Source organism: Arthrobacter sp. CAN_A214 (assembly GCF_015751955.1).
Classification (GTDB): domain Bacteria; phylum Actinomycetota; class Actinomycetes; order Actinomycetales; family Micrococcaceae; genus Arthrobacter_D.
Genome location: NZ_JADOUU010000006.1, coordinates 100,640 through 123,713 on the forward strand (window position 1 = coordinate 100,640; position 23,074 = coordinate 123,713).

The 23,074-nt window shown below is 61.4% G+C and carries 21 protein-coding genes and 2 tRNA genes; 9 read left to right on the plus strand and 14 right to left on the minus strand.

Going from position 1 to position 23,074, the window contains the following annotated elements; all coding sequences use genetic code 11:
* Positions 1-127 precede the first annotated feature (127 nt).
* Entirely contained in the window at positions 128-1,069 is a 942-nt protein-coding gene (locus tag IWX65_RS07785; RefSeq protein ID WP_196881853.1) for a hypothetical protein, read from the plus strand.
* Positions 1,070-1,145: 76 nt separating this feature from the next.
* Here the strand turns inward: IWX65_RS07785 and IWX65_RS07790 are convergent, their stop codons facing one another.
* From IWX65_RS07790 to dnaA, 12 genes are all read right to left on the minus strand, one after another.
* Complete coding sequence (locus IWX65_RS07790) at positions 1,146-2,060, minus strand: DMT family transporter (protein ID WP_334683728.1); 915 nt, start codon at positions 2,058-2,060, stop codon at positions 1,146-1,148.
* A gap of 67 nt (positions 2,061-2,127) precedes the next feature.
* Positions 2,128-2,200: transfer RNA gene (locus tag IWX65_RS07795), tRNA-Ala, on the minus strand.
* 45 nt (positions 2,201-2,245) lie between these two features.
* On the minus strand, positions 2,246-2,362 hold the full coding sequence (locus IWX65_RS17745; RefSeq protein WP_334683729.1) for a DLW-39 family protein: 117 nt from the start codon (positions 2,360-2,362) through the stop codon (positions 2,246-2,248).
* A gap of 37 nt (positions 2,363-2,399) precedes the next feature.
* Positions 2,400-2,473: transfer RNA gene (locus IWX65_RS07800), tRNA-Ile, on the minus strand.
* 86 nt (positions 2,474-2,559) lie between these two features.
* Complete coding sequence (locus IWX65_RS07805) at positions 2,560-3,048, minus strand: DUF3566 domain-containing protein (protein ID WP_442859174.1); 489 nt, start codon at positions 3,046-3,048, stop codon at positions 2,560-2,562.
* 38 nt (positions 3,049-3,086) lie between these two features.
* Positions 3,087-5,753, minus strand: a complete 2,667-nt coding sequence (gene gyrA / locus IWX65_RS07810; RefSeq protein WP_196881855.1) for a DNA gyrase subunit A — start codon at positions 5,751-5,753, stop codon at positions 3,087-3,089.
* Positions 5,754-5,930: 177 nt separating this feature from the next.
* Entirely contained in the window at positions 5,931-8,006 is a 2,076-nt protein-coding gene (gene gyrB, locus IWX65_RS07815) for a DNA topoisomerase (ATP-hydrolyzing) subunit B (protein WP_442859175.1), read from the minus strand.
* A 224-nt stretch (positions 8,007-8,230) separates the two neighbouring features.
* Positions 8,231-8,818 (minus strand): DciA family protein, encoded by a 588-nt coding sequence (locus IWX65_RS07820; protein WP_196881856.1) that lies wholly within the window; start codon positions 8,816-8,818, stop codon positions 8,231-8,233.
* Positions 8,805-9,992, minus strand: a complete 1,188-nt coding sequence (gene recF / locus IWX65_RS07825; protein WP_196881857.1) for a DNA replication/repair protein RecF — start codon at positions 9,990-9,992, stop codon at positions 8,805-8,807. Before recF ends, IWX65_RS07820 begins: the two co-directional genes overlap by 14 nt.
* A 10-nt stretch (positions 9,993-10,002) precedes the next feature.
* The gene (gnd, locus tag IWX65_RS07830; RefSeq protein WP_196881858.1) at positions 10,003-10,899 is read right to left on the minus strand and encodes a phosphogluconate dehydrogenase (NAD(+)-dependent, decarboxylating); all 897 of its coding nucleotides are present in this window, start codon (positions 10,897-10,899) and stop codon (positions 10,003-10,005) included.
* Positions 10,900-10,919: 20 nt separating this feature from the next.
* Entirely contained in the window at positions 10,920-12,044 is a 1,125-nt protein-coding gene (gene dnaN, locus IWX65_RS07835; protein ID WP_196881859.1) for a DNA polymerase III subunit beta, read from the minus strand.
* Positions 12,045-12,504: 460 nt separating this feature from the next.
* A complete protein-coding gene (gene dnaA / locus IWX65_RS07840; RefSeq protein WP_196881860.1) occupies positions 12,505-13,914 on the minus strand; it encodes a chromosomal replication initiator protein DnaA in 1,410 nt (469 codons plus the stop codon).
* A 458-nt stretch (positions 13,915-14,372) separates the two neighbouring features.
* Between dnaA and rpmH the strand changes: the two genes are divergently transcribed.
* The 8 genes from rpmH to IWX65_RS07880 all read left to right on the plus strand — a co-directional run bounded on the left by rpmH (position 14,373) and on the right by IWX65_RS07880 (position 20,219).
* A complete protein-coding gene (gene rpmH, locus IWX65_RS07845) occupies positions 14,373-14,510 on the plus strand; it encodes a 50S ribosomal protein L34 (protein WP_022892375.1) in 138 nt (45 codons plus the stop codon).
* A gap of 98 nt (positions 14,511-14,608) precedes the next feature.
* The gene (gene rnpA / locus IWX65_RS07850) at positions 14,609-14,977 is read left to right on the plus strand and encodes a ribonuclease P protein component (protein ID WP_334683730.1); all 369 of its coding nucleotides are present in this window, start codon (positions 14,609-14,611) and stop codon (positions 14,975-14,977) included.
* Positions 14,978-15,018: 41 nt separating this feature from the next.
* The gene (yidD, locus tag IWX65_RS07855; protein WP_196881917.1) at positions 15,019-15,345 is read left to right on the plus strand and encodes a membrane protein insertion efficiency factor YidD; all 327 of its coding nucleotides are present in this window, start codon (positions 15,019-15,021) and stop codon (positions 15,343-15,345) included.
* Between the two features lie 2 nt (positions 15,346-15,347).
* Entirely contained in the window at positions 15,348-16,310 is a 963-nt protein-coding gene (yidC, locus tag IWX65_RS07860; protein ID WP_196881862.1) for a membrane protein insertase YidC, read from the plus strand.
* Entirely contained in the window at positions 16,307-16,849 is a 543-nt protein-coding gene (locus IWX65_RS07865) for a Jag family protein (RefSeq protein ID WP_196881863.1), read from the plus strand. The genes yidC and IWX65_RS07865 overlap by 4 nt, the downstream gene beginning before the upstream one ends.
* A 31-nt stretch (positions 16,850-16,880) precedes the next feature.
* On the plus strand, positions 16,881-17,513 hold the full coding sequence (rsmG, locus tag IWX65_RS07870) for a 16S rRNA (guanine(527)-N(7))-methyltransferase RsmG (protein ID WP_196881918.1): 633 nt from the start codon (positions 16,881-16,883) through the stop codon (positions 17,511-17,513).
* Between the two features lie 281 nt (positions 17,514-17,794).
* Positions 17,795-18,739 carry a ParA family protein gene (locus IWX65_RS07875; RefSeq protein ID WP_196881919.1) on the plus strand — a complete coding sequence of 315 codons (945 nt, stop codon included), beginning with the start codon at positions 17,795-17,797 and terminating at the stop codon, positions 18,737-18,739.
* A gap of 82 nt (positions 18,740-18,821) precedes the next feature.
* Entirely contained in the window at positions 18,822-20,219 is a 1,398-nt protein-coding gene (locus IWX65_RS07880; RefSeq protein ID WP_196881864.1) for a ParB/RepB/Spo0J family partition protein, read from the plus strand.
* A 1,372-nt stretch (positions 20,220-21,591) separates the two neighbouring features.
* Here the strand turns inward: IWX65_RS07880 and trxA are convergent.
* The gene (gene trxA / locus IWX65_RS07885; RefSeq protein ID WP_196881865.1) at positions 21,592-21,915 is read right to left on the minus strand and encodes a thioredoxin; all 324 of its coding nucleotides are present in this window, start codon (positions 21,913-21,915) and stop codon (positions 21,592-21,594) included.
* Positions 21,916-21,929: 14 nt separating this feature from the next.
* Positions 21,930-22,991, minus strand: coding sequence for a thioredoxin-disulfide reductase (trxB, locus tag IWX65_RS07890; RefSeq protein ID WP_442859176.1), 1,062 nt, complete (start codon positions 22,989-22,991; stop codon positions 21,930-21,932).
* Positions 22,992-23,074: the final 83 nt, after the last annotated feature.

The window sequence follows — 23,074 nt, forward strand, 5'->3', positions numbered from 1 at the left end:
ACCGAACCGCCGGTGTCACCGCTTTCCGCGCACAGTGAAAAAATCCGTGAATAGGCAGCACTGATAGCACGCCCTGCCCATTGGCCGTAGGCTGGCAGGAACGAGCCATACATCCTTGGAGGTACTTGTGAAGAACAAAACAACAGGCAAAACGACCAGCCGGGAGTTCGACGAGGGAGTCCTCGCGGGTATCCTCGCTGCCCGCACCTGGGCAACCCCCCACGTTGTAGCCGCACGTGGCTGGGCCACCCCGCACGTCGACGCCGCTTACGGCTGGGCCAAACCCCACTGGGACAAAGGCGTCGGTACGGCGAGCCCGGTCATCCAGGACAGCGTGCGGAAGGCCGCTTCGGGGATTTCCGGAAGCATCGCGACCGTCACCCCCATCATCCAGGACCGCATCGATGCTGTAGGGCCGCGGATCACCCAGGTCATCGACACCACCACCCCGCGGATCCAGGGAACGCTGGACAAGGCCGGCCCGGCCCTGGTTTCTGCGAAGGGCAAGGTAGTCGACGGGTACATTCCCGCCCTGTCCTACAAGCTCGGCGAAGCCGCCGATACGGCGTCGCGTGCCCTTGCCGACGCGACCGTTCCGCCGCGGGTCGCCGACGCTGTCATCCGCGTCACGGGTGACAAGAAAGCCGTGAAGAACATCCAGAAGAAGTGGGCAGCAGCCACGCTTCAGGCCTCGAAAGACCTCAAGAAGCGCCAGGAGGACCAGCAGAAGCGCGGGTCCTCCAAGGTCTGGCTGATTCTCGGCATTGTTGCGGCTGCAATCACGGCCGGTGCCGCTGCCTGGCGCGCTTCGAAGCCGGTCGAGGATCCCTGGAAGACTCCGGCGCCGGTGAAGGCGACCCCCGCACCCGTCTCGGTCGAGAAATCTGACGAGGCGAAGGAGGTGGTCGCTGACATCAAGGATGCAGCGAACCGTGCCGCAGCCAGCAACACGACCACCCCCGCGGCCGGCACCAAGGCCAACAAGGCGGCGGAAGCCGTTGCGGAAAAGGCGAAGGATTCCACCGAGGCTGCCAGGAACACTGCGAAGCCGTCCAACAACGAGGGCTGAGTTCAATACCGCCGAGGCGGGAAGATCGTCCCTCTCCCGGGACGTCTTCCCGCCTTTTCCTTTTAACCAGGACGGGTCAGTTTCCTCCCAGTACCGGAGGTGGTCCTCCCGCGGCGTCCAGGGTCGCCTTCCGGGAACGGCGACGCCCCTGCCCCCGCACGACGACGGCGAGTCCGACGAGGATCAGTCCGAGGCCGACATAGGTGCCCGCCGGTAGTTGCTCGTCCAGAAAGACTGCGGCCAGCACGGCGGCTCCCGGAATCTCGAGGAGGATCACCATCGACACGACCAGCGGACTCATCACTGCGAGCAGGTGGTTGAACACCGAGTGCCCCATGATCTGTGCCACGAGCGTCACCGCGAGGATTCCGGCCCAGGCGGCCGGTGGGAACCCGCTGAGGGGCTGTTCGAACATCAGGCACATTCCGAGCAGGATCGCGGCGCACCCTCCGTAGCACAGAGTGGTGTAGGTTCCCGTGGACAGGGTGCGGCGGGCGGCCGCACCGGCCATCTGGTAGATCCCTGCCAGCGCTCCGCCTGCCAGCGCAAGGACGTCCCCCAACAGTGCCTGGGGGGACAGTGAAAGATCGAAGCCGGTGATGATGACCACCCCCAGGAAAGCGATTCCCAGACCCAGGACGACGGCGGCGGACGGCCTGCTTCCCCTCAGGGCATCGAACAGCGCTATCCAGGCGACCTGCAGGCAGACCAGGGCTGTGGCGGCTGCCACTGAGGTGAGCTTGAGCGCAGTGACGAAACAGGCGAAATGGAGGGCGAGTGCCACGGCGGCTACTGTCAGCCGGTAGAAATCCCGGCGCCCGAGACCGGCGAACTCAGCCCGCTTGGACACCACGGCGGGACCGCCCATGATGAGTGCACCCAGCGCGTTGCGCCAGAAAGCGATCGCCAGGGCTGGAGCTGCAGTTGCCGCCATGATGGGGCCGGAAGCCGACACCCCGAGCACGCCGAGCATCAACAGGAAGACGACCACTAGGTAACCCTAACTCTGGCGCTTAAGGCCGAATGTCCCCGGCCTGTGGCCGGGGACATCCATTCGGTGGAGGCACGGGGACTCGAACCCCGAACCCCCTGCTTGCAAAGCAGGTGCGCTACCAATTGCGCCATGCCCCCGAATTGGACCTCAGCCAGTCTACCTCAACCAGCCGGGCTCCGATGCTACTCAACCGTGTCGGTTGCGTCACTCCAGACCGCTTTTTCATTCTCCGAATCCTGCCACCGCTTGTAGAGAAGCACTCCTGCAGCGGTGATCGCCGCGAACATCAGCTTCTTCACAGCAATCTCCTCGCAGTACCTACCAGTGGTGGATCCGTGGGCGTACCAGGACTTGAACCTGGGACCTCTTCGTTATCAGCGAAGCGCTCTAACCGCCTGAGCTATACGCCCCGATACCTCATCGGGCCGAGATACGACTTTACAGTAGCAGCTCGGGATTCATCAAATCGCCGCAGCGGCCCGATGAGGTTGCTGTATCAGTCGTCGGTGAGTGTCACGCCGATGCCGCCCACGAGGGTGGAGGAGATGTTGTAGAGCACCGCCACGAGCATGGCCAGAGCGGTCAGGAGCACCACATTCACCACAGCGATGATGGTGGCGAACGAGACCACCTGGCCCAGCGAGGCGAACTGTCGCAGGTCGAAGCCTCCGCTCTCCGAGCCGGCGATCTCGCGCAGCAACTCGTTGACGCCGTCGAAGATGCCGGTGAGGTCGAGCACGGTCCAGATCACGATGGCAGCCACCACCGTGACGATTCCGAGTGCGACCGACAGGAGGAACGACATCTTCAGCACGGACCAGGGGTCCACTTTGCTGACCAGGAGGCGTGCCTTGCGGGCCTTGGCCTTCGGGGCCGGTTTGACCAGGTTCGGCCGGGACGCCGGCTTCGGGCTTCCCGAAGCCGACGGCTTCTGGGAGGGGCGGGCGGGCGCGCTGACCCTTGGCCCGTTACTGGACTGCTTCACTTGGCCACTGGGTGACCGTGGGTTGGTGTTGGCCGAGCTCACTCGCTACCTCCGTGTTCCGGCGACTCAGCGTCAGGCTCAGCCGTTTCTTCTGTCGACAACGGTACTTCATCGATACTGCCTTGCGACGAATCCGTATCTTCCGCTGGCACGGTATCGAGCACTTCGACGTCGGCATCTATTTCTGAGGGGTCATCGATGAGCCCCTCCTCGACCGCGACGCTCCGCTCGCTATTGCGCGCCACCGCGATGATGCGGTCGGTCTTGTCCGGCTTGGCGAAGATCACACCCATGGTGTCCCGGCCCTTGGCCGGCACACCCGTCACGGCGGATCTCACCACTTTTCCTCCGCCCATGACGACGAGGACCTCGTCCTCTTCCTGGACGATCAACGCCCCGACCAGGTCACCGCGTTCCTCGGCGAGTTTTGCCACCTTGATGCCGAGGCCACCCCTACCCTGCACCCGGTACTCATCCACCTTCGTCCGTTTGGCGAACCCCCCCTCGGTGACGATGAACACGAACGAGTCATCGCTGACGACGTTCGCAGCGAGGAGTTCGTCGTCCTCGCGGAACTTCATCCCGGTCACACCGGACGTGGCACGTCCCATGGGCCGCAGGGCGTCGTCGTTCGCCGTGAAGCGCAGCGACTGCCCCTTGCGGGAGACGAGCATGATGTCGTCGGTGTCGGAGACCAGCTGGGCCGAAACGAGCTCATCGTTGTCACGCAGGTTGATGGCGATGACTCCGGCGGATCGATTGGTGTCGTAGTCCTCGAGCCGCGTCTTCTTGGCCAGCCCGCGCTTCGTCGCAAGGACGAGGTACGGGGATTGCTGGTAATCCCGAAGGTCGAGCACCTGCGCAATCTTCTCGTCCGGCTGGAACGCCAGGAGGTTCGCGACATGCTGCCCTTTCGCATCACGTGCGGCCTCGACCAGTTCATACGCCTTCGCGCGGTAAACCCGCCCCAGGTTGGTGAAGAACAGCAGCCAGTGGTGCGTAGTGGTGACGAAGAAGTGTTCGACGACGTCGTCACCGCGCAGCTGGGCCCCCCGGATCCCCTTGCCCCCGCGGGCCTGCTGCCGGTAGTTGTCGCTGCGGGTCCGTTTCACATAACCGCCGCGGGTGATGGTGACCACCATCTCCTCTTCGGGAATGAGGTCCTCCATGCTCATGTCGGAGTCATAGCCCATGAGGATCTCGGTCCGGCGATCGTCGCCGTGGCGGTCCACGATCTCCTGGAGTTCCGTCGACACGATCTGGCGCTGCACTTCGCTTGAGTTGAGGATGCGCTGGTACTCGGTGATCTCACGCTCGAGCTTGTCGTGCTCGTCCTGGATCTTCTGCCGCTCGAGTGCGGCGAGCCGCCTCAGCTGCATGTTGAGGATCGCCGCGGCCTGCAGTTCGTCGATGTCGAGCAGCGTCATCAGCCCACTTCGGGCGTCGTCGACCGTCTGGGATGCGCGGATCAGCGCGATCACCTCGTCGAGGGCATCGAGGGCCTTGAGGTAACCGCGCAGGATGTGCGCTGCTTCCTCCGCCTTGCGCAGCCGATACCGGGTACGCCGCACAATGACCTCGAGCTGGTGGGTTACCCAGTGCCGGATGAAGGCATCGAGGCTCAAGGTGCGCGGAACGTCATCGACGATGGCCAGCATGTTGGCGCTGAAATTGTCCTGGAGCTGCGTGTGCTTGTAGAGGTTGTTCAGCACCACCTTCGCCACCGCGTCGCGCTTGAGGACGACGACGAGCCGCTGGCCGGTGCGGCCGGAGGTCTCGTCACGGAGATCGGCGATGCCGCTGATCTTGCCGTCCTTCACCAGGTCGGCGATCTTGATCGCGAGGTTGTCCGGGTTCGCCTGGTACGGCAGTTCGGTGACCACCAGGCAGGTGCGGTTCTGGATCTCCTCGACATTCACCACGGCACGCATGGTGATCGAACCGCGGCCGGTGCGGTAGGCGTCCTCGATTCCCTTGTGGCCGAGGATCGTGGCCCCCGTAGGGAAATCCGGGCCCTTGATGCGCTCGATGAGCGCCTCGAGGAGTTCCTCCTTCGAGGCACCGGGATTCTGCAGGTACCACTGCACGCCGTCGGCTACTTCACGGAGGTTGTGCGGCGGAATATTGGTGGCCATGCCGACGGCGATGCCGGAGGACCCGTTCACCAGCAGGTTCGGGAACCTCGACGGCAGGATGGTTGGTTCCTGGTTCTTGCCGTCGTAGTTGTCCTGGAAGTCGACGGTTTCCTCGTCGATATCGCGGACCATTTCCATGGCCAGCGGCGCCATCTTGGTTTCGGTGTACCGCGGGGCGGCAGCGCCGTCGTTGCCGGGGGACCCGAAGTTGCCCTGACCGAGCGCAAGCGGGTAGCGCATGGTCCAGTCCTGGATGAGGCGGACCAGGGCGTCGTAGATGGCCGAATCACCGTGCGGGTGGTACTGGCCCATGACTTCGCCGACCACGCGGGCACACTTGTTGAAGGAGCGGTCCGGGCGGTAGCCGCCGTCGAACATCGCGTACAGCACGCGGCGGTGGACCGGCTTCAGCCCGTCACGGACGTCGGGAAGTGCACGCCCGACGATGACGGCCATGGCGTAGTCGAGGTAGGACCGCTGCATCTCGGTCTGCAGGTCAACCTGCTCGATGCGGTCCGTCAGAACCTCACCCTCAAGGGGGAAGTCGGGACCGGGAATGTCATCACTCATAAGTCAGTTCCGTTCGTAATGTCTTGTGCCCTGCAGGAGACGTGGCCGAACCTATGGATGGTTCCGGTGTTCTGTGTAGGCGCCTGATTGGACTTCTCCCTTTCCCTCGCAAGCTCGGGCAGGGACCCTAAGTCCGCACTTATTTCGTAGCGCCGGCAGAATGCCGGAACCAACCACCTAGATATCGAGAAAACGTACGTCTTTTGCGTTCTGCTGAATGAAGTTCCGGCGGGACTCGACGTCCTCGCCCATGAGTACCGAGAACACCTGGTCGGCCGCCGCGGCGTCATCCATCGTGACCTGGAGAAGTGTCCGGTGGTCCGGGTCCATGGTGGTTTCCCAAAGCTCGGTGTAGTCCATCTCGCCGAGGCCCTTGTAGCGCTGGATGCCGTTGTCCTTCGGCAGGCGCTGGTTGTTGGCCAGCCCCATCTTGATCGTCTCGTCGCGCTCCCGATCACTGAATACGTAGTCGTGAGGCGCGTTCGACCATTTGATGCGGTACAACGGTGGCTGCGCGAGGTAAACGAATCCACTCTCGATCAGCGGGCGCATGTACCGGAAGAGGAGGGTCAGCAGCAGCGTCGTGATGTGCTGGCCATCGACGTCGGCATCGGCCATGAGCACAATCTTGTGGTATCGGGCCTTGTCCACATCGAAGTCCTCGCCGATCCCCGCGCCGAACGCGGTGATCATGGCCTGCACCTCGCTGTTCCCGAGGGCGCGATCGAGCCGTGCCCGTTCCACGTTGAGGATCTTTCCCCTCAGCGGCAGGATGGCCTGTGTCTCCGGATTGCGCCCCCTAACGGCCGAACCGCCCGCAGAGTCGCCCTCCACGATGTAGATTTCGGACTTCGACGGATCCTTGGACTGGCAGTCCTTGAGCTTTCCGGGCATGCCCCCCGATTCAAGGAGTCCCTTTCGGCGCGTTGATTCGCGGGCCTTCCGTGCTGCAAGCCGGGCCTGGGAAGCCTGGATCGATTTACGGATGACGTCACGCGCGGGACCGGGATTGCGTTCCAGCCAATCTCCCAGCTGGTTGGTGACGACGCGCTGCACAAATCCCTTGGCTTCGGAGTTTCCCAGCTTGGTCTTCGTCTGGCCCTCGAACTGGGGTTCGGAGAGCTTCATCGAGATGACGGCGGTGAGCCCTTCACGGATGTCGTCTCCGGTGAGGTTGTCGTCCTTTTCCTTGATGATGTTCTTATCGCGCGCATATTTGTTGATGAGCGTGGTCATCGCGGCCCGGAAGCCCTCTTCGTGGGTTCCACCCTCATGCGTGTTGATCGTGTTGGCGTAGGTATGGACGCTCTCCGAATACGCGGTGGTCCACTGGAGGGCTATTTCGACAGCGATCTTGCGGTCGGTGTCCTCGGTCTCGAACGCGATGACGTCGTCGTGGATCACCTCCACGCGCTTCGACGAGTTCAGGTGGCGCACATAGTCGAGCAGCCCGTTCTCGTACTTGTATTCAACCTGGCGATGCTTCGGAGCGTCTTCTGCCCCGTCTGCAGCCGAGCCGCTCGAATCGGTGACTTCGTCCTCGATGGAGTCGACGCGCTCATCGACAAGCGTGATCTTCAACCCCTTGTTGAGGAAAGCCATCTGCTGGAAGCGTGCCCGGAGCGTTTCGAAATCGAACTCGACACTCTCGAAAATCGAGTCGTCCGCGTAGAACGTCTGGGTGGTCCCTGTCTCGGACGTTTCCTCGCCCTGCCGGAGTTCCCCGACAGGCTTCCCGCCGTCGGCGAAGGACTGGTGCCAGACGAAACCCTGCCGCTTGACTTCGGTTTCAACCTGCTTCGAGAGGGCATTGACCACGGAGATACCCACTCCGTGAAGGCCTCCCGAAACCGCGTAACCACCTCCACCGAACTTTCCGCCGGCATGCAGGATGGTCATGACCACCTCGACGGTGGGCCTTCCCTCGGTAGGGTGCATGTCGACCGGAATTCCGCGCCCGTTGTCGATGACACGGACCCCGCCGTCGGCGAGCAACGCGATCTGGATGTGATCGCAATAGCCGGCCAACGCCTCATCCACCGAGTTGTCCACCACTTCGTAGACCAGATGGTGCAGACCCCGCGGACCGGTCGATCCGATGTACATTCCCGGGCGTTTACGGACCGCTTCAAGTCCTTCGAGCACGGTGATATCGCTCGCCCCGTACTCCCGGGGAGGAATAGCTTCGAGGGCTGGGGATTCGTTGACTCCTACCTGGACATCATCAGCGTTCAACTCGTTGTCTTGTGCCACAGGCGCGGTCGACTCCTCACAGGGGTTGTACGGGAAATAGCTGCTCCTATTCTACCCCGTGAGGCGCTACAATCGCGCATGGACTGCCTCCTATCGGCCAAGAAAGCCCCTTTCAAGGCAGCGTGAGGTACCGCATGAGGCGCTATACCTCGGGGAAGCTTCGGAGAGCCCTGCACGGCTCGTAGCGAAGTAACAGGAACGACCCACCGATGCCGCCGGACACCTCACCCGTAGGTGTCCCGGGGACCGCGACCCTTGACCGAACGGCCGCCCTTGCGCCAATTCGGAGCTGCCGGTCCGATCACGGAAATCCGTGTCACCACTCCCTGTCCCAGTTCTCCTTCGAACCTTCGAAGAACGTCGGGGCTGATCAGCCGCAGCTGCGTGGCCCACGCCGTTGAATCGCACCGGACGAGGACTGTACTGCCGTCGAAACTCTCGGGGCGGCAGTGTGCGCTGATTTCGGATCCCACCAGTTCGTCCCACCGTGCCAGAACCGATCCGACCGCCACGGGCGAATTCCAGCCGCGTTCTGCCAGCATGCGGTTGAAGACCTTACCCAACCCTTCCGGATCCCTCCCGCCGAAAACCGGTTCCACGGCATATCGGCGGCGCTGGCTTCCCGCGCTCTTGCGCGGCGCGGGATCACGCGGGGTTCCACGTGCCTGGGACGCGCTGCGGAGCCGATTCAACAACGCCTGGGGTGCATCCTGTTCGAAGGGCTCGCTCACCGGCTCGGGGGTTTGAGGTCCACCGGAGCCATCCTTCCCAGGCACTCCCTGTTCCTGCGGAACATCGTCAGGCCGTGTCATCGAGTCCTCCGGGTACCACCCGCAGCTGCCGTCCCCCCAGCCCCGGAGGAATGTCCGCACCCACGGCTGCAGTCACCAGCACCTGCTCGGCATCCGACACGATGGCTGCCAGTTTGTCCCTTCGCTGACTGTCGAGTTCAGCGAAGACGTCGTCGAGGATGAGGACGGGGCTCGCTCCGGGGGTATCGTCGTCCTGCTTCAGCAGGTAGTAGGTGGCGAGCCGAAGGGCCAGCGCCAGGGACCAGGTTTCCCCGTGCGACGCATATCCCTTTGCAGGAATACTTCCCAGCACCAGGTCGAGCTCATCGCGGTGTGGGCCCACGAGCGAGATACCGCGGTCCAGCTCCCTCTTCCGGTGGACGAGGAGCGCCTCGACGAAACGCCTGGTGAGGTCCGCTTCGCTCTCTCCGGAAAGCGAATGCCCGCCGTTGGTGCCGGCGGGCTCCGGCAGTCCGTCGTCGTCGCCCAGGCTGACCACGCTGGACCTGTAGACAGCGTCAGCCTCCTTCGACCCATCGGTGAGGTCCCCATAGGCGCGCTGCAAGTGCGGGTGCAGACGTCCAAGAAGAGCCAGCCGTGCGTGCAGCAGCTTCGCTCCTGACTCCGCAAGGTGCTGGTCCCACACATCGAGGGTTGATTCATGAGCAGTAGAGAACCGGCCCGCCGCACGCGCGGACTTCAGGAGGGCGTTACGTTGCCTGAGGACCCGGTCGTAGTCGGACCGCAGGGCGGCCTGATGGGGAAGGAGTATGACCAGGGCATCGTCGAGGTAACGCCGCCGTCCGGCTGGATCACCCTTGACCAGGGCAAGGTCTTCCGGCGCAAACAGCACCGTCTTCAGGATTCCCGCAGCATCCCGCGCCCTCACCGGGTTGGACCGGTTGATCCTCGCCCGGTTTGCGGCTTCCGGGTTGATCTCCACCTCGACGCTGGTCCGTTGCTCGCCGCGGACCAGCTTGCCGCGAATCAGGGCGCGGTCCGCGCCGAAGGCGACCAGGGGTTTATCCGACGCGACCCGGTGGGACGACATGGATGCCAGGTATCCGATCGCCTCCACGATGTTCGTCTTCCCGACGCCGTTGGGCCCAACAAAGACCGTGGTACCCGGATGGATCTCGGTATCGAGCTGCTGATAGCTCCGATAACCCGTCAGGGAAAGGTGTTCTACGTACACCGTCCGCCACTCACGCGGAACCCCGGCTGGCAGGACGAACCGTGTGGCCTCCGAACTGGTTCCGCAACGCTGCCACCATTCTCATGGAGGGGGCGTCCTCCTGTCGTGAGGCGAAACGTGCAAAAACGGCCGCCGTGATCGCCGGAGCCGGAACAGCATTGGCGATCGCTTCGTCTACGGTCCACCGTCCCTCCCCTGAATCCTCGACATACCCCGCGACCTTCGAGAGCCCGGGATCCTCGTTCAGCGCCTTCACCATGAGGTCCAGGAGCCAGGACCTGACTACTGTTCCCTTCTGCCACGCAGCGAAGGTTCCCGGAACATCTTTGACGATGTCCTTGGCCTCGAGAAGTTCGTAACCCTCGGCGTAGGCCTGCATCAGGCCGTACTCGATCCCATTATGGATCATCTTCGCGTAATGGCCTGCGCCGGTATCACCGACATGGACGAAGCTCTCTTCCCTCGCACCCTCGGGACGGAGGACATCGAAAATGGGCATGGCTCGTGCCACCTGCTCATCGCTTCCACCCGCCATCAGACCGTAGCCGTTCTGCAAGCCCCACACCCCGCCGGACACCCCACAATCAAGGAAGGCGATGCCCTTCTCCGCGAGCTGCGCCGCATGAACCTGATCATCGGTGAACTTCGAGTTTCCGCCGTCGATCACGAGGTCGCCGTCCTCCAGCACGTTCGCGAGGTCCTGGACCACCTGGTCGGTAACGGCACCGGCCGGAACCATGATCCATACGATTCTCGGAACAGGAAGCGCTGCCACGAGCTCGGGCAGCGACGCCACATCGGTCCGGTCGGGGTTGCGGTCGAAGCCGGTGACCGTGATACCGCCTTGTCGAAGCCTCTCCCTCATGTTGAAACCCATTTTCCCGAGTCCGATGAGGCCTATGTGCATGGGGATCACTCTTTCCGTGGTTACTGGTTGGGCAGCCTGACGGGCATCAGCAGATACCGGTAATCCTCACGGTCCTCACCCGTCGCATCGTCCTGGGCGGACAGAACAGCCGGCTTGGGAGGGGTCGTGAAGGAAAAGCGGACGAATTTGCTGCTGAACGCACCAAGTCCCTCACTCAGGTAGTGCGGGTTGAAGGCTACGGTGATGTCATCGCCGTCGAGGTTCGCTTCGATGACCTCTGATGCCTGGGCATCCTCGCCGGTGCCCGCGTCAAGTGCCAGCTGGCCCTGCGTGAAGGAGAGCCTTACAGGAGTATTCCGTTCAGCGACCAGCGAGACGCGGCGCACAGCCTCGACGAGCATGCTCGTTTCGACCATCGCGTGGATTGGAGTGTTGTCGGGGAAAAGGGAACGGATCTTTGGATATTCACCGTCGACCAGCAGCGATGTGGTCCGGCGCCCACCGCTTTCGAAGCCGATCAGCTCTGAATCAGCAGACAGGGCGATGTTGAGATCCCCTGCCCCGCCCAGGGTCTTCGCCACCTCGTTGAGTGTCTTCGCCTTGACCAGGGCACTGGTGGAGATGCCCGCTGATGACGGTTTCCAAGTGACCTCGCGGAGAGCCAGCCGGTAGCGGTCGGTGGCCAGTAGGGTAATGAGATCGTCCTCGATCTCCATGCGTACGCCGGTGAGGATGGGAAGTGTGTCATCCCGGCTTGCCGCGATGATGACTTGGGAAACGGCCTGGGAAAAGGCTTCACCGTCCACCACGCCGCTGATATCAGGCAGTTTTGGGAGTTCCGGATATTCACCTTCGGGCATGGTGGCGAGATTGAACCGGCTGTTTCGGCACGTGAGCGTCACTTTCGAACCATCGGTTGCTACTTCGACAGGGGCCGAAGGCAGACTCCGGCAGATATCGGCGAGCAGACGGCCGGAAACGAGGATGGTTCCTTCCTCGGTGATGTCCGCCGGAATTTGCAGGCGTGCCGAGATCTCATAGTCGAAGCTGGCAAGACTGAGCGTTCCTGATTCGGCGCGGATGAGCAGGCCGGCCAATACCGGAACGGGGGGACGTGGGGAGAGAGAACGCGCTGTCCAGGAGACAGCCTCCGCGAGAACATCTCGCTCAACTCTGAATTTCACGAAGAGACGCCGCCTTTCAAAATGTACCGATCAAGTACAACTACCAACATGGATGCCCGGATTCCTACCGGGTCACAGCTTAGCCTGACGAATCGCTGCAGGGTGGCCCACCAGTGGGCAGTGCGGGGGTCAGGGCTCAGGAACACGTCCAGGGGTGAAGTGTTATCTGAAAAACTTTGTGGTTTAAGGATTCGTAGTGTTAATAACTCCTGTGGATTCTGTGGATAAGTGTCTGTGGCGTCTGCGTTGGGCGGTTTTCCCCTGTTGAAAAGCTGTGTGGTGGGATGTCGTGTTGGCAGGGTTGGTTGTGGGCGAAATTCCTGTCATTCCGGCGATCCACAGGCAGGGGGTAGTTGTCCTCAGCGAAACTCCCGTTGTTCCAGCGGTTATCCACAGGAGTTTCCACAGCTGTTAATTTCGTTGTCGATTTCAGGGAGCGGCAGAAGGGGCTGGAACGAACCTAGGCGTCCCGCTGTTTGTGCTTGATCCGGTTGGTGAGTTCGGTGACCTGGTTGAAGATGGCGCGCCGTTCGGCCATCAGCTCGCGGATCTTCCGGTCGGCGTGGATGACTGTTGTATGGTCCCGACCTCCGAGCTCCTGCCCGATCTTGGGAAGCGACATGTCCGTCAGCTCCCGGCAGAGGTACATGGCGATTTGCCGCGCGGTGACCAGCGTCCGGGTGCGTGACTTGCTGGACAGCTCTTCAAGGCTGATCTGGAAATAGTCGGCGGTCTGGGCGATGATCACCGTCGACGTGATTTCCTGTGCGCCGTCGTCGGAGATCAGGTCCTTCAGCACGATCTCGGCAAGGGTCACGTCGACCGGTTGCCGGTTGAGGCTCGCGAACGCTGTGACGCGGATGAGGGCGCCCTCCAGCTCCCGGATGTTGGTCGCAATCTTGGAGGCGATGTATTCGAGGACGTCGTCCGGTGCGCTGAGGCTGTCGCTGATGGCCTTCTTACGAAGAATGGCAATGCGTGTTTCGAGCTCAGGCGGCTGGATGTCCGTCATCAGTCCCCACTCGAAGCGTGAACGCATGCGTTCCTCGAAACCCGACATCTGTTTCGGCGGAAGGTCGGAGGTGATCACTACCTGCTTGTTGTGGTTGTGGAGCGCATTGAAGGTGTGGAAGAACTCCTCCTGGGTGCGGTCCTTGCCCGCAAGGAACTGGATGTCATCGATCAGCAGGATGTCGACGTTCCGGTAGGTCTGCTTGAAGCTTGTTCCTTCGTCATCCCGGATGGAGTTGATGAAGTCGTTGGTGAATTCTTCGGAGTTTACGTACCGAACCCGGATTCCCGTGTACAGGTGGCGGGCGTAGTGACCGATCGCATGAAGAAGGTGGGTCTTGCCCAGCCCCGAATCACCGTAGATGAACAGTGGGTTGTATGCCTTGGCGGGGGCTTCCGCCACAGCCACGGCGGCCGCGTGGGCGAACCTGTTGGACGATCCGATGACGAAGGTGTCGAAAACGTATTTGGGGTTCAGCCGCCCGAACTCGTGGGAGTTGCTCGGTGGCGTCGGCGAGGGCTTCGACTCTCCGCGAGGCTCGGGCGACGGGACTGGTTCTGCTGGTGGTTCCTCGACTGGGACCGGGATCAGTTCCGGATCGATGACGAAGGCACACTGGATATCCTCACGAAAAACGTCATGAAGTGCTTCGTCGAGTGCCGCCTTGAGCTGAGTCTGCAGGACTTCCCTGGTGAGCTCGTTCGGTACGGCAACGAGCATCGTGGTTCCGATGAGGCCCTGGGCCTGCGCGAGTACGACGAACCCTCGTTGGCGCGGAGTGACGCGGTCGTCGTGTTCAAGGGTTCGGATGACCTTTCGCCAGGAGCTCCCGACGTCGTTCACTTCATTTGTTCCCACGAAAACCCCTCTTGGTTCCACTGACCCACCTGAAATCGGCCTTCGTCCACAGAGTTGTACACAGCTGGTGATAAATGGGCCATGGCCAACCCTAAAGGATGAAAAGTGCAGAACATAGCGGTCAAACTGCGGGCAGGAGGTGCTCGACGAGGTTTCAAGCCTGTCGGTAGAGGCTGAAGAAGTGTAGTTTTCACACTGGTTTTCCACAGCTGTTGATAAAGTGGGCCGGAGGATTGGTGTGCACCCGGTTTGACGCCCCTGTGCCCGGTCGCCTAACGTTATGTAGTCCTTCATGTCTGCATTTCGCATGCCATCACAGTTGTTCCGGGTACTAAGAGGCCTCGGTTCGTGACGGTGTTTCCGGCGATGTGTGGATGTGCACCTAGCCGCGTCAGTCTGTTCTTCCCCCTTGTTGCAATGGGCCGGGCGCATCTCAAGATCGTTCTGGAGTAATCACAGTGAGCAAGCGGACCTTTCAGCCGAATAACCGCCGTCGTGCCAAGAAGCACGGTTTCCGCCTTCGCATGCGTACCCGCGCAGGCCGTGCCATCCTGTCGGCACGCCGTGGCAAGGGCCGTACCGAACTCTCGGCATAAGCGGCCTAATCGCCCCCAACGATGCGATCCGAAGTCCACGCCGGTAAGAGCCCGTTGCAATCCAATGGAATGGAACGGGGAATCAAGTGCTTCCGGCGGTGAACAGGATCCGCACAGCATCGGAATTTTCACGGACTGTACGTTCCGGTGCCCGCTCTGGGCGCCGGAACGTAGTGTTATACGGATCGATCACCTCCGGGATGGACCCAAGCCGGTTCGGGTTCATCGTCGGAAAGAACGTAGGGAACGCCGTGGTCCGCAACCTCGTTAAGCGGAGACTGCGCGAAGCTGCAGCCATCGCTCTGACCGACAACCCGCAAGGGTTGGATATCGTGGTCAGGGCACTGCCCGCATCCGCGGCTGCCGGCTGGCCCGAGCTTTCGGTCGATCTGGACAAGGGATTGAACTCAGTACTGAGGCGCCTCACCGCGCGGAACAATGCGGCTATGGAAGGCGAGGACTCGTGAGTAGTACCGAAACCAGGTACGCCCAAGCCTCCGGTCTGCTGATGGGGCTCCCTCGAAACGCGCTGATCATCCTGCTCCAGGTGTACCGCCGGATCATCTCCCCCTTGTACGGACCCGTATGCAGGTTCTTTCCGAGCTGTTCCGCCTACGCGCTCGAAGCCGTGACGGTCCACGGAGCAGCAAAGGGGTCAGCACTGGCCATCCGGCGGGTTTCCCGATGTCATCCGTGGAATGACGGCGGAGTGGACCATGTTCCCCAGGGCCGGCGGACTTTCCCTCCAGGGAAAGTCCCGACAATTATTGGATTGAACCACCCGGTGATCCCGGCCGACGATGAAAGCCGCCCCGCGGCCCGAGGAGCTAACTGACTATGGATTTCTTCGAGACAATACTGTCGCCCTTCCGGTGGCTCGTGTCATGGATCATGTTCATGTTCCACGAAGGCTTCAGCGCCCTTGGCATGGACCCCGCGTCGGGCTGGACCTGGACCCTGTCTATCGTCGGCCTCGTCGTCGTCATCCGGGCGGCACTGATCCCTGTTTTCGTGAAGCAGATCAAGGCTCAGCGAGGAATGCAGGCGCTCCAGCCGGATCTGCGAAAGCTGCAGCAGAAGTACAAGGGAAAAACCGATCAGCTGTCGCGTCAGGCCATGACGCAGGAACAGATGGCCCTGTACAAGAAGCACGGCACCAATCCGTTTGCCGCATGCCTACCGATCCTGATCCAGATGCCGTTCTTCTTCGCACTGTTCACCGTATTGAACGGTGTCTCACGGGCAAGCGCCGAGGGCGAGGAGATCGGTGCGCTCTCCATCGATTCGGTACGCCAGTTCGACGCCGCAACAATCTTCGGAGCTCCCCTCTCCTCGACTTTCCTCGGCAGCCTCGGCGGCAACGGGAACCTGAGCGTCATCATTCTTTCGGTCATCATGATTCTTGCGATGACTGCCTCGCAGTTCATTACGCAGAAGCAGATCATGGCGAAGAACATGTCGGAGGAGGCCATGCAGAGCCCCTTCATGCGTCAACAGAAGATCATGCTCTACATCCTTCCCCTTGTGTTCGGAATCGGCGGCATCAACTTCCCCATCGGTGTGCTGGTCTACTGGACCACCACCAACTTGTGGACGATGGTGCAGCAGTTCTATGTAATCCGCCGCATGCCGACTCCCGGCTCGCCGGCCGCCAAGGCGCTGGCGGAGCGGCGTGCCAAAAAGGGGCTGCCGATAGCGCCCCTCCTCGGGGAACGGAAGGCTGAACCCGCCGTGGAATCCGTACCAGAGCCAAGAGGCCAGCGAGTGCAGCCCCAGCGCAAGAAGAGGAAGAAGAAATGACTATCGACAACGAAGAGCAGCTCATTGCCGACGACTCTGCCGACCTCGACCCAGAAACGAAAGCTTCCCGGTTGGAGGATGAGGGCGACGTCGCCGCTGACTACCTTGAGGAGCTGCTCGACATTGCTGATATCGACGGCGATATCGACATCGAGGTGCGAAGTGGGCGGACCTATATATCGATCGTGTCCGATGACGCTGCAGACAGTGGGCTGCGGGCGCTTGTTGGACAGGACGGCGAGGTGCTCGAGGCGCTCCAGGAACTGACGCGTCTTTCCGTCCTGACGGCCACCGAGAACAGGTCGAGGCTTGTGCTCGACGTCGACGGTTACCGGGACGTGCGCGGGAAAGAGCTACGGAACATCGCGGAAGACGCGGTTGCCGAGGTGAAGGAAACGGGTGGCGAGATGGCATTGCCTCCGATGACCGCGTACGAACGAAAAATCGTCCACGATGTCGTCGCGGAACTGGGCATGGTCAGTGAATCCGAGGGAGAAGGAACGGGTAGACACATCGTGGTCTCCCGGGCCGATGCCTGAGCTGCCCCTCGGGAATGCTGCGCATGTGGTGATGCCCGAGATGTCCGAAGGCGAAGGAAAAGCGGCCCAGACGGTCTTCGGTGATCGGCTGGTGCTTGCCGAGCGGTTCGTCACGCATCTGTCGACGTCAGGGATCGAGCGCGGACTGTTGGGTCCGCGTGAAGTACCCCGGTTATGGAGCAGGCACGTGCTGAACTGTGCCGTGGTGGCGGACCTGATCAAGCAGCAGCTGACTGTTTGTGATGTAGGAAGCGGGGCAGGTTTGCCGGGCATCGCCCTCGCGATCGCCCGGCCGGACCTTTCCCTTGTCCTGGTGGAACCATTGGAGCGCAGGGTGATCTGGCTCAACGAGGTGGTTGAGGACCTCGGGCTCGAGAACGTCCTGGTGCACAGGGCACGAGCCGAGCAGGTCGTGGACCAGATTGACGCCGATGTGGTCACAGCCCGCGCAGTGTCGGCCCTGGGAGGCCTGATGCAGTTGACCATACCCCTGCTCCATGGCCGGGGTGAGGTATTGGCAATCAAAGGGCGCAGCGCGGCAGAGGAAGTTGCGAAGGCAGCAAAGCTGATACGGCGCCTCGGTGGTTCCGGGGTGGAGGTTGTTCGCGCCGGAGCGGAAATACTCGAGGAACCGACAACAGTAGTACGGGTGCGGGTCGGCTGAGTTTCAGGGCTTGTTCGCGGCGGGCCAGAACTTTCCCGGATCCGTCAGCTTCCGTATGAACAGAGCGCGGTACGGTAAGAGTACAGCCGTTAGGCTTGTAGCTGATACAGCCCGGCATCTTGAGAGTGAGCATTTGAGTGACCAGAAAAGAAGCCGAGACAAAAACGCCCGTCTCCCCGGCGGCTGGTCCGCCCCCGGCGGTCAGTTGGGGCGGTATTCCACCGGTAGTGTTTGCAAACCCGACCAACACAGGAATTGTTTCACGTGAATCCACCTCTCCGATGATTGAACCGGTGTCCTCCACGGCGGGAAAGAAAGCCGCAAAAGCAAAAAGCGTGATGGAGAGTATGGACGATTCGTCTCCTCTCGGACGTGAGTTGGCCAATGAAACACGCCGACGCGCGAAGCTGCTGGGCCGGACGCTTCCCCGTCCTGGACACACCCGCATCATGACGGTGAGCAACCAGAAGGGCGGAGTGGGCAAAACCACGACGACGGTCAACGTTGCAGCTGCCCTGGCAACCGCAGGTCTCAAGGTGCTCGTAATCGACATCGATCCCCAGGGAAATGCTTCAACTGCCCTCGGCATAGACCACCACGCCGACGTGGACAGTATCTATGACGTGCTGATCGACGATCTCCCACTCAGCAAAGTGGTTGCTCCCTGTCCCGATGTGGAGAACCTGATATGCGCTCCGGCGACGATTCACCTAGCCGGTGCGGAGATCGAACTCGTTTCGTTGGTGGCCCGTGAGCAACGTCTTCGGAAGGCGATCGAAGTGTACGCCAAGGAGCGTGCGGAATCCGGCGAGGCGCGCCTCGACTACATCTTCATCGACTGTCCCCCTAGTCTCGGCTTGCTGACAGTAAACGCATTTGTAGCAGCACAGGAGGTTCTCATCCCCATCCAGTGCGAGTACTACGCACTGGAAGGGCTGAGCCAGCTGCTGAAAAACATCGAGATGATTCAGAAGCATCTGAACGCCGAGCTCGTGGTTTCTACCATCCTGCTTACGATGTATGACGGTAGGACCAACCTCGCGGCACAGGTTGCAGCCGAAGTCCGTGAGCACTTCCCGAAGCAGGTGCTCCGGGCTCTTGTGCCGCGGTCGGTCCGCATATCTGAGGCACCGAGCTATCAGCAGACCGTGATGACCTACGACCCTTCGTCGAGTGGGGCGCTGTCCTATCTCGAGGCCGCCGCGGAGATAGCTGAACGCGGCTAGCGCTCTGCGCCCCACGGACCGCTTTATACTGTCCTTATAAGTTTAATCTGCGGGATGTGTCCTGCTGTCTGGAGGAGTTTTCATGGTTGAGAAACGTCGAGGACTCGGCCGTGGACTGGGCGCCTTGATACCCAGCGCACCGGTGGAGGAGGTCATTGTCCCCGAGGTTCCGTCCCGACGCCCCGGCAGCCGGCCCGCCGACCTCTTCTTCGAAGCGTCACAACAGGGACAGGATGCGAAGCAACGTCGAACGGGTGACGCAGGATCCGGCGGGGATGCGCCGGCCTCCTCTACGCGGGCAAAGGCCCGACCCAGTTCCCGCACAAGCGTGCCCTCCTTGAGAGCGGGCCGGGCCTCGGCAAATTCAGCTAGTTCTGAATCCGTGCCGAAGGCCGGCTTCTTTCCTGAAACTCAACGAGACACACCTGGATCGACTACGGAGAGGGCGCCAGGAAAGCCGACTGAGTCTCCGGAGGCGGTAGACGATTCTTCACCTGCTCCGTCAGAAAGTGTGCCCAACGGCTTCGATGATTTCTCGTCCTCCGGCGAAGCAAGTGATGGTTCCGCGGCAGGCCGGTCCGGCGAAGATGCGTCCGTTTCACGTGAAACATCCAGCTCAGCCTCCGCCGAAACGCAAGTAGATTCTCTGCCGGGATTGGTCGACGTTCCGGGTGCTCGCTTCGCCGAACTGCCGGTGGATGCCATTCATGCAAACCGGAAGCAGCCCCGACAGGAGTTCAACCAGGATGAACTAACGGAGCTGGTCCACTCTATCCGCGAGGTCGGGGTCCTCCAGCCCATCGTGGTGCGGCCATCCTCCGAGGGCGGTGCTGCCGGCTATGAGTTGGTGATGGGTGAACGACGCTGGCGCGCTACACGGGAAGCAGGGCTGGACACCGTACCCGCCATTATCCGTCTTACTGCGGACGATGATCTCCTACGGGACGCGCTTCTCGAAAACCTTCACCGGAGTTCGCTGAATCCATTGGAGGAGGCGGCCGCCTATCAGCAACTTCTCGACGATTTTGGATGTTCACACGAAGAATTGTCCGGTCGGATCGGACGCTCGAGGCCGCAAATCTCGAACACCCTGCGGCTGATGAAGCTTCCACCGCTTGTTCAGCGACGGGTAGCTGCAGGAATCATTTCGGCGGGCCATGCACGGGCACTCCTTGGTCTGGCTGACCAGGCGGACATGGAGAAGATTGCTCAGCGTATCGTCGCGGAGGGGCTGTCCGTGCGGTCGACAGAGGAGATCGTATCGATGAGCGGTGGGTTGAGGCGACCGGCGAAAGCGACAAGCCCTCATGCCGGGGCCCGTCACGAGAGGCTCGATTATTTAGCGACTTCACTGTCGGATCGTTTGGATACGAGCGTCAAGATTACTCTGGGTGTCCGAAAAGGAAAGGTAAGCATCGAGTTCGCGTCCGTGGATGACCTCAATAGGATCATGACCGTTCTCGCCCCTTCCGAAGGCTGACCCTCGTCTCCGCAGGCGTACGAGTTGTGCTCTAAGTCTTTTCCCTGGCATTTTCGCTAAGTCACGGATGATCAAGCCCATTCTGGCGTTGTCCGCCGCTCGTCGCGCGGTTCCGAACTCCGACGGCGATACCGTAGTTGCAGTCTCCGCTTGGGTGCCCACGGTCTGTTCTTGGTCGCAACGTTTGTACAGCGGTCGGTGGGCAAGCGGAGGCACTGTTTCACGTGGAACGACCCAATCCAAACTCCTCCTCGCTTTGATTGCTGGATCCGGCTTTTTCGCTCCTTTGTCGCGATGCTGTTCAGCTTCGGCAAGCGAATGGCAACAAATACCCGGCAGTTTGCCTAATGGGCGCTCAGTATCTGGCTTGGCTCAAGGGTGTTTCACATGAAACGACGGCGCACGACAGACTCCGTTTCCCGACATGCCCGAAGTAGCGACGACTGAGCGTTGCGCCGATGAACTTGGCGATGGGGGCTTGCTCAAGCCCCCATCGCGTCGCCCCTACCGATCTGTCTGCGTGCTCTATCTTCGAATATCCTGATTTATGGCGCCGCAGACTGATCGTGCGGAAGAAGGGCTAATCAGGGGTGCCTCCGGGAAGGATGCTGCTGACCTTTTCGCTCGCGCCGGGGACTTTTTCGAAGCCGCGGACCCATTCTGGAAATCTGGTCCGTCGCCTGAACTGCTTGATCGAGGGCCGCGGCCGTCACTGCGAGTTGAGGCGACGTTCATTGGGCGACTGATCGGCGGGCACGCCGAGTAACATCGAGCAAGCCGACACCTCCCTTTCAGCTGCCGCCCGAGCCTCGGGCCGCCGGTCGTGTCACGTGAAACGGGGAGGGAGAGGGACCGCGGGTAACCGGTCGGGTCCAGCGACCGCGCTGGTTGACCTCCCGTACCGACGGATGTGAAGCCGTGACTCGATGCGTTCGTGCGGGGAAGGGCTTGAGGGGCGCTGCTACGCACTGCCAGGCTACAACCCGGAACCGCCTGGTGCGAGCTGCGCGGAATTGAATAACAGTATCGTCACTGGGGTCGCAGGCTATCAGGCGTCTGGCGGCTTCGTCGAGGATGAGGTTTCACGTGAAACGGGAATCGGATCTGACGCTCGTTGCCGGCCCCGACATCTTGACGCCGTTCGGCCGCCCTCTTCTTCCCCCGAATAATCCGTGCCAACCCGGCGTGTGGCCAGCTGAGGATTCCATACCGCAATCCGTGCGCAATGATGTGGCTTCATTGAACTCCCCGCCCATGAGAGAGCCCGGCCACCCAATGGGTGGCCGGGCTCTTCCCTCGACAGCTCTACTGATCTGACTTCACGGATCAGCGACCGCTGATCCGCGTCTATGGATCTGAAAAACTTCCTGGATCAGATGAAGGCCGCAAATTCCTCTTCGAGGACATGCTTGGGCTTTGCGCCGATGGATGTGGCGGCTACTTCGCCCGACTTGAACACGTACACTGCCGGGATCGAAGTGATCCCATACTTGGCGGCGATAGCCGGATTGTCATCGACATTGACCTTGACCACGTCGATCTTCTCTGCATGCTCGGCGGCGATCTCATCGAGAATCGGCGACAGCTTACGGCACGGGCCGCACCACTCGGCCCAGAAATCAACAATTACAGGCTTCTCGGAGCTAAGGACTTCTGCTTCGAATGAAGCGTCAGTGACATCTCTTGCGGTACTCATGGGATCTCCCTAGGTTAGACGGTTGCGTGTTCTGACACGGCCTCGGCGGGAGGCGTGGGTACTGTTGCAGCAGTAGGAGCTATATCAGCGATATCCGCGAGGTAATGCTCAACATCAATTGCTGCAACACATCCTGAACCGGAGGCGGTGATCGCCTGACGGTAGGTCGGATCGATGACATCTCCGGCGGCGAACACACCGGCAATTGAGGTTTTCGACGTCCTGCCCTGGACCGCAATTGTTCCCTCTGATGTGAGGGTGAGCTGATCCTTCACCAGATCGACCCGGGGATCGTTCCCGATCGCCACGAAAACACCGGTGACGGAGAGATTCGAGGTGGAGCCATCAGCGGTGTCCCGCAGCGTCAGTCCGGTCACCTTGTCCTTGCCGTGGATTCCCACCACTTCCGAGTTCCAGGTGAAGCTGATCTTTTCATGTGCGAAGGCGCGGTCCTGCATGATTTTCGAGGCACGCAACGTTCCCCTGCGGTGAACCACCGTGACGGATCGAGCGAACTTGGTGAGGAACAGCGCCTCTTCCATCGCGGAGTCACCTCCTCCAACAACAGCAATGTCCTGGTCACGAAAGAAGAACCCGTCGCAGGTTGCACACCAGCTCACCCCGTGGCCGGAAAGTCGTTTCTCGTCGTCGAGCCCTATCTCCCGGTAGGCGGAACCCGTCGAGATGATGACGGCACGGGCAAGGAAGACCTCACCCGTGGCGATGGTCAATCGTTTGACGTCTCCGGAGAGTTCGGCGGAGACGACATCTTCGAAAAGGATTTCCGTCCCGAACCGGGTCGCCTGCTTCTCGAACTGCTCCATGAGGTCGGGCCCCATCACCCCGTCCGGGAATCCGGGGTAGTTCTCGACGTCGGTCGTATTCATCAGCTCGCCCCCGGCCTTCACCGAACTGGCGATGAGCAGCGGCTTGAGGTTTGCTCGCGCTGCGTACACCGCAGCCGTATAGCCGGACGGTCCGGACCCGACGATGACGACATCGTGGATCTTCGGCTCGGCATCCGGCGGGTCCTGCTCGGTGGACGTCTGTACGCTTCCGTCGGGGAGTGTAGTCACGTTTACTGTGGACCTTCCTGTCATTGTCTACGCGGGCTTGCTGGTTGGTGCGATGAAGCTGCGGACACTTACTCCAACGGTGC

Coding starts and splice junctions, on each gene's coding strand:
- yidC (WP_196881862.1), top strand. CDS start 15,348: ATGGATTTCTTCGAGACAATACTGTCGCCCTTCCGGTGGCTCGTGTCA.
- gnd (WP_196881858.1), bottom strand. CDS start 10,899: ATGCACATAGGCCTCATCGGACTCGGGAAAATGGGTTTCAACATGAGG.
- trxA (WP_196881865.1), bottom strand. CDS start 21,915: ATGAGTACCGCAAGAGATGTCACTGACGCTTCATTCGAAGCAGAAGTC.
- IWX65_RS07865 (WP_196881863.1), top strand. CDS start 16,307: ATGACTATCGACAACGAAGAGCAGCTCATTGCCGACGACTCTGCCGAC.
- IWX65_RS07880 (WP_196881864.1), top strand. CDS start 18,822: ATGGTTGAGAAACGTCGAGGACTCGGCCGTGGACTGGGCGCCTTGATA.
- yidD (WP_196881917.1), top strand. CDS start 15,019: ATGGGGCTCCCTCGAAACGCGCTGATCATCCTGCTCCAGGTGTACCGC.
- IWX65_RS07875 (WP_196881919.1), top strand. CDS start 17,795: ATGATTGAACCGGTGTCCTCCACGGCGGGAAAGAAAGCCGCAAAAGCA.
- IWX65_RS07820 (WP_196881856.1), bottom strand. CDS start 8,818: ATGACACGGCCTGACGATGTTCCGCAGGAACAGGGAGTGCCTGGGAAG.
- rsmG (WP_196881918.1), top strand. CDS start 16,881: ATGCCCGAGATGTCCGAAGGCGAAGGAAAAGCGGCCCAGACGGTCTTC.
- gyrA (WP_196881855.1), bottom strand. CDS start 5,753: ATGAGTGATGACATTCCCGGTCCCGACTTCCCCCTTGAGGGTGAGGTT.